A 310-nucleotide genomic window follows, 5' to 3' on the forward strand; every position below is an offset into this window, starting at 1 on the left:
GGCAGTGCCTGGCGCGGCGGCTCCGTGCGTGCCATCTCGCGGGCGAAACCGGACGGCTGCATGCCCGGGTCGCCGCGCCGCGGCGGTTCGGCAAAGCGCGCTTCCGGCATGCCGCGATTGGCGATGGCCTCGCGCGGCGCCTGGCTGGGCGTCAGCGCCTGCGGTACCGGGCGGCCATGGAACTGCGGGACCGGCATCGCGGGAGCCGCGCGCGGAGCGCTCGGCTGGGCCATCGCCACGCTGCGTTGCGGAGCTGCGGCATGCTGCACAAAACCCGGCAGCAGGCGCGGATCGCGCGCGGCCGCCATGG

At 76.5% G+C, this 310-nt stretch carries 1 protein-coding gene; it reads right to left on the reverse strand.

Going from position 1 to position 310, the window contains the following annotated elements:
• A partial coding sequence (locus D588_RS28075) for a hypothetical protein (RefSeq protein WP_198526798.1) occupies nt 1–197 on the reverse strand: 197 nt, incomplete at its 3' end.
• Nucleotides 198–310: the final 113 nt, after the last annotated feature.

It is taken from the genome of Xanthomonas sp. SHU 308 (genome assembly GCF_000364645.1).
GTDB classification, from domain to species: domain Bacteria; phylum Pseudomonadota; class Gammaproteobacteria; order Xanthomonadales; family Xanthomonadaceae; genus Xanthomonas_A; species Xanthomonas_A sontii.